At 53.3% G+C, this 5,539-nt stretch carries 2 tRNA genes and 3 rRNA genes; all 5 read right to left on the bottom strand.

What is annotated here, in order from left to right:
- Positions 1-56: 56 nt before the first annotated feature.
- The 5 genes from rrf to AC1KVE_RS20910 all read right to left on the bottom strand — a co-directional run bounded on the left by rrf (position 57) and on the right by AC1KVE_RS20910 (position 5,202).
- Positions 57-171 (bottom strand): 5S ribosomal RNA (gene rrf / locus AC1KVE_RS20930).
- Positions 172-283: 112 nt separating this feature from the next.
- Positions 284-3,164 (bottom strand): 23S ribosomal RNA (locus AC1KVE_RS20925).
- 227 nt (positions 3,165-3,391) lie between these two features.
- A tRNA-Ile gene (locus AC1KVE_RS20920) sits at positions 3,392-3,468 on the bottom strand.
- A gap of 19 nt (positions 3,469-3,487) precedes the next feature.
- Positions 3,488-3,563 (bottom strand) — tRNA-Ala (locus AC1KVE_RS20915).
- Between the two features lie 92 nt (positions 3,564-3,655).
- A 16S ribosomal RNA gene (locus AC1KVE_RS20910) occupies positions 3,656-5,202 on the bottom strand.
- Together the 16S, 23S and 5S rRNA genes with 2 tRNA genes alongside form the textbook arrangement of a ribosomal RNA operon.
- Between the last annotated feature and the right edge of the window lie 337 nt (positions 5,203-5,539).

Genomic DNA, 5,539 nt, shown 5'->3' with positions numbered 1-5,539 from the left:
AATTTCGCACAAAAAGAAACCCTCAGTCCTGTTGGACTGAGGGTTTCGGGTAAAGCCCCTGGCGATGACCTACTCTCGCATGGCTTGAGCCACACTACCATCGGCGCAGCTGCGTTTCACTTCCGAGTTCGGGATGGGATCGGGTGGTTCCACAGCGCTAATTTCACCAGGGAGACGGTTGGAGCAGCGCTTGATAGCGCTCGTCTCGCATAGGTAACTTGTGACGTAGCTTGCGTTTGGTGATCTACCAACGTTCGTTGGGACCAAGGCAACTTGAGGTTATATGGTCAAGCCGCACGGATCATTAGTATCAGTTAGCTCAATACATTGCTGTACTTACACACCTGACCTATCAACCACATAGTCTATATGGTTCCTTTAGGGGGCTTGTGCCCCGGGAAGTCTCATCTTGAGGCGCGCTTCCCGCTTAGATGCTTTCAGCGGTTATCGCTTCCGAACATAGCTACCCGGCAATGCCACTGGCGTGACAACCGGAACACCAGAGGTTCGTCCACTCCGGTCCTCTCGTACTAGGAGCAGCCCCTCTCAAACTTCCAACGCCCATGGCAGATAGGGACCGAACTGTCTCACGACGTTCTGAACCCAGCTCGCGTACCACTTTAAATGGCGAACAGCCATACCCTTGGGACCGACTACAGCCCCAGGATGTGATGAGCCGACATCGAGGTGCCAAACACCGCCGTCGATATGAACTCTTGGGCGGTATCAGCCTGTTATCCCCGGAGTACCTTTTATCCGTTGAGCGATGGCCCTTCCATACAGAACCACCGGATCACTAAGACCTACTTTCGTACCTGCTTGATCCGTCGATCTTGCAGTCAAGCACGCTTATGCCTTTGCACACAGTGCGCGATGTCCGACCGCGCTGAGCGTACCTTCGTGCTCCTCCGTTACTCTTTAGGAGGAGACCGCCCCAGTCAAACTACCCACCATACACGGTCCCTGATCCGGATAACGGATCTAGGTTAGAACGTCAAGCACGACAGGGTGGTATTTCAAGGATGGCTCCACTGCAGCTAGCGCCACAGTTTCATAGCCTCCCACCTATCCTACACAGACGAACTCAACGTTCAGTGTAAAGCTATAGTAAAGGTTCACGGGGTCTTTCCGTCTTGCCACGGGAACGCTGCATCTTCACAGCGATTTCAATTTCACTGAGTCTCGGGTGGAGACAGCGCCGCTGTCGTTACGCCATTCGTGCAGGTCGGAACTTACCCGACAAGGAATTTCGCTACCTTAGGACCGTTATAGTTACGGCCGCCGTTTACTGGGGCTTCGATCAAGAGCTTCGCCTTGCGGCTGACCCCATCAATTAACCTTCCAGCACCGGGCAGGCGTCACACCCTATACGTCCACTTTCGTGTTTGCAGAGTGCTGTGTTTTTGATAAACAGTCGCAGCGGCCTGGTTTCTGCGACCCTCTTCAGCTATAGCTCGCATGAGCCACCAAAAAGGGTGCACCTTCTCCCGAAGTTACGGTGCCATGTTGCCTAGTTCCTTCACCCGAGTTCTCTCAAGCGCCTGAGAATTCTCATCCTACCCACCTGTGTCGGTTTACGGTACGGTCTTCGTGAGCTGAAGCTTAGGAGCTTTTCCTGGAAGCGTGGTATCAGTGACTTCGCCATAAAGGCTCGTCTCGGTGCTCGGTCTTAAAGGATCCCGGATTTGCCAAAGATCCAAACCTACCGCCTTTCCCCGGGACAACCAACGCCCGGTACACCTAACCTTCTCCGTCCCTCCATCGCACTCACGCGAGGTGCAGGAATATTAACCTGCTTCCCATCGACTACGGCTTTCGCCCTCGCCTTAGGGACCGACTAACCCTGCGTCGATTAACGTTGCGCAAGGAAACCTTGGGCTTTCGGCGTGCGGGCTTTTCACCCGCATTATCGTTACTCATGTCAGCATTCGCACTTCCGATACCTCCAGCAGACTTCTCAATCCACCTTCGCAGGCTTACGGAACGCTCCTCTACCGCGCATAAAACAAGTTTTATGCACCCCAAGCTTCGGTTCACTGCTTAGCCCCGTTAAATCTTCCGCGCAGACCGACTCGACCAGTGAGCTATTACGCTTTCTTTAAAGGGTGGCTGCTTCTAAGCCAACCTCCTGGCTGTCTATGCCTTTCCACATCGTTTTCCACTTAGCAGTGAATTTGGGACCTTAGCTGTGGGTCTGGGTTGTTTCCCTTTTCACGACGGACGTTAGCACCCGCCGTGTGTCTCCCGGATAGTACGTACTGGTATTCGGAGTTTGCAATGGTTTGGTAAGTCGCGATGACCCCCTAGCCATAACAGTGCTCTACCCCCAGTAGTATTCGTCCGAGGCGCTACCTAAATAGCTTTCGAGGAGAACCAGCTATCTCCGGGTTCGATTAGCTTTTCACTCCTAATCACAGCTCATCCCCGTCTTTTGCAACAGACGTGGGTTCGGGCCTCCAGTACCTGTTACGGCACCTTCACCCTGGCCATGACTAGATCACCCGGTTTCGGGTCTACTGCCCGCGACTATGCGCCCTTATCAGACTCGGTTTCCCTTCGCCTCCCCTATACGGTTAAGCTTGCCACGAACAGTAAGTCGCTGACCCATTATACAAAAGGTACGCAGTCACTCTTGCGAGCTCCTACTGCTTGTACGCACACGGTTTCAGGATCTATTTCACTCCCCTCTCCGGGGTTCTTTTCGCCTTTCCCTCACGGTACTGGTTCACTATCGGTCGGTCAGGAGTATTTAGCCTTGGAGGATGGTCCCCCCATATTCAGACAGGGTTTCACGTGCCCCGCCCTACTCGTCTTCACTGGAGTGGCCCTTTTAAATACAGGGCTATCACCTTCTATGGCCAATCTTTCCAGATTGTTTTTCTAAAGCCATTCCAGCTTAAGGGCTGCTCCCCGTTCGCTCGTCACTACTTAGGGAATCTCGGTTGATTTCTTTTCCTCCGGTTACTTAGATATTTCAGTTCACCGGGTTCGCTTCCAGCAGCTATGAATTCACTGCAGGATACTGCCGAAGCAGTGGGTTTCCCCATTCGGATATTGCCGGATCAAAGCTTGTTGCCAGCTCCCCGACACTTTTCGCAGGCTACCACGTCCTTCATCGCCTCTGACCGCCTAGGCATCCACCGTGTGCGCTTATTCGCTTGACCATATAACCCCAAGTTGCCTCGGAGCTACATGCCGTGTTGTGTGGGGTACAAAGCCACCAACGCGAACATACGACTCAATTATTTAGGGACTCGAAGTCCCCGCCTTAGCCTCAACGACACGTTTAGATAGATATCTCAAACGCTCGCTACGTCACAAGTTATAAAAGAACATGTATCAGCCTCAACGCTGATCCATATAAATTCTTAAGTGTGCACTACATTCAGAGTGGTGGGTCTGGGTAGACTCGAACTACCGACCTCACCCTTATCAGGGGTGCGCTCTAACCACCTGAGCTACAGACCCGAAGTCTTTTCACTCAATATGGTGGAGCCTGTCGGGATCGAACCGACGACCCCCTGCTTGCAAAGCAGGTGCTCTCCCAGCTGAGCTAAGGCCCCAAAAGGGACTTCGCATACCGACCTGTGCCGGTATGAATCTCTGAATGCAGGTAATTTGTGAGGACGCCCGCAAGACGATGACGTCATGCTCAAAAGGAGGTGATCCAGCCGCACCTTCCGATACGGCTACCTTGTTACGACTTCACCCCAGTCATCGGCCACACCGTGGCAAGCGCCCTCCCGAAGGTTAAGCTACCTGCTTCTGGTGCAACAAACTCCCATGGTGTGACGGGCGGTGTGTACAAGGCCCGGGAACGTATTCACCGCAGCAATGCTGATCTGCGATTACTAGCGATTCCGACTTCATGGAGTCGAGTTGCAGACTCCAATCCGGACTGAGATAGGGTTTCTGGGATTGGCTTACCCTCGCGGGTTTGCAGCCCTCTGTCCCTACCATTGTAGTACGTGTGTAGCCCTGGTCGTAAGGGCCATGATGACTTGACGTCATCCCCACCTTCCTCCGGTTTGTCACCGGCGGTCTCCTTAGAGTTCCCACCATTACGTGCTGGCAACTAAGGACAAGGGTTGCGCTCGTTGCGGGACTTAACCCAACATCTCACGACACGAGCTGACGACAGCCATGCAGCACCTGTCTCACGGTTCCCGAAGGCACCAATCCATCTCTGGAAAGTTCCGTGGATGTCAAGACCAGGTAAGGTTCTTCGCGTTGCATCGAATTAAACCACATACTCCACCGCTTGTGCGGGCCCCCGTCAATTCCTTTGAGTTTCAGTCTTGCGACCGTACTCCCCAGGCGGCGAACTTAACGCGTTAGCTTCGATACTGCGTGCCAAATTGCACCCAACATCCAGTTCGCATCGTTTAGGGCGTGGACTACCAGGGTATCTAATCCTGTTTGCTCCCCACGCTTTCGTGCCTCAGTGTCAGTGTTGGTCCAGGTAGCCGCCTTCGCCACGGATGTTCCTCCCGATCTCTACGCATTTCACTGCTACACCGGGAATTCCGCTACCCTCTACCACACTCTAGTGACCCAGTATCCACTGCAATTCCCAGGTTGAGCCCAGGGCTTTCACAACAGACTTAAACCACCACCTACGCACGCTTTACGCCCAGTAATTCCGAGTAACGCTTGCACCCTTCGTATTACCGCGGCTGCTGGCACGAAGTTAGCCGGTGCTTATTCTTTGGGTACCGTCAGAACAATCGGGTATTAACCGACTGCTTTTCTTTCCCAACAAAAGGGCTTTACAACCCGAAGGCCTTCTTCACCCACGCGGCATGGCTGGATCAGGCTTGCGCCCATTGTCCAATATTCCCCACTGCTGCCTCCCGTAGGAGTCTGGACCGTGTCTCAGTTCCAGTGTGGCTGATCATCCTCTCAGACCAGCTACGGATCGTCGCCTTGGTGGGCCTTTACCCCGCCAACTAGCTAATCCGACATCGGCTCATTCAATCGCGCGAAGCCCGAAGGTCCTCCGCTTTCACCCGTAGGTCGTATGCGGTATTAGCGTAAGTTTCCCTACGTTATCCCCCACGAAAGAGTAGATTCCGATGTATTCCTCACCCGTCCGCCACTCGCCACCCATAAGAGCAAGCTCTTACTGTGCTGCCGTTCGACTTGCATGTGTTAGGCCTGCCGCCAGCGTTCACTCTGAGCCAGGATCAAACTCTTCACTTAAAATTACATGCCCGAAGGCAAATACTTTAGCTGCAGAAGTTCAACCACTGGCAACTTATCGCTTGCAAAGCAATTAATATGTTGCATTTTGATTAAACGTCTGCAAGATGGACAATCATCCTTCCTGCAGGCGTCCGCACAAATTACCTGCGCACACTGTCAAAGAACATTGGGAAGTGGCCTCAGCGCCGTTCCCGTCAGCTTCGTCGTTTCCGTCGAAGCGAGCCGCCCATTATAGCGGACTTTTTCTTGCCGTCAACACCTCATTTCGAGGTGGTTGACGCTGCTTCGTTTCGACCCGAAGGTTTTCTGCGAAGCGAGCCGGCCATATTAGCAG

The sequence above is a fragment of the Xanthomonas sp. NCPPB 2864 genome (assembly GCF_056675615.1).
This window is presented reverse-complemented; position numbering and strand designations above follow the sequence as displayed.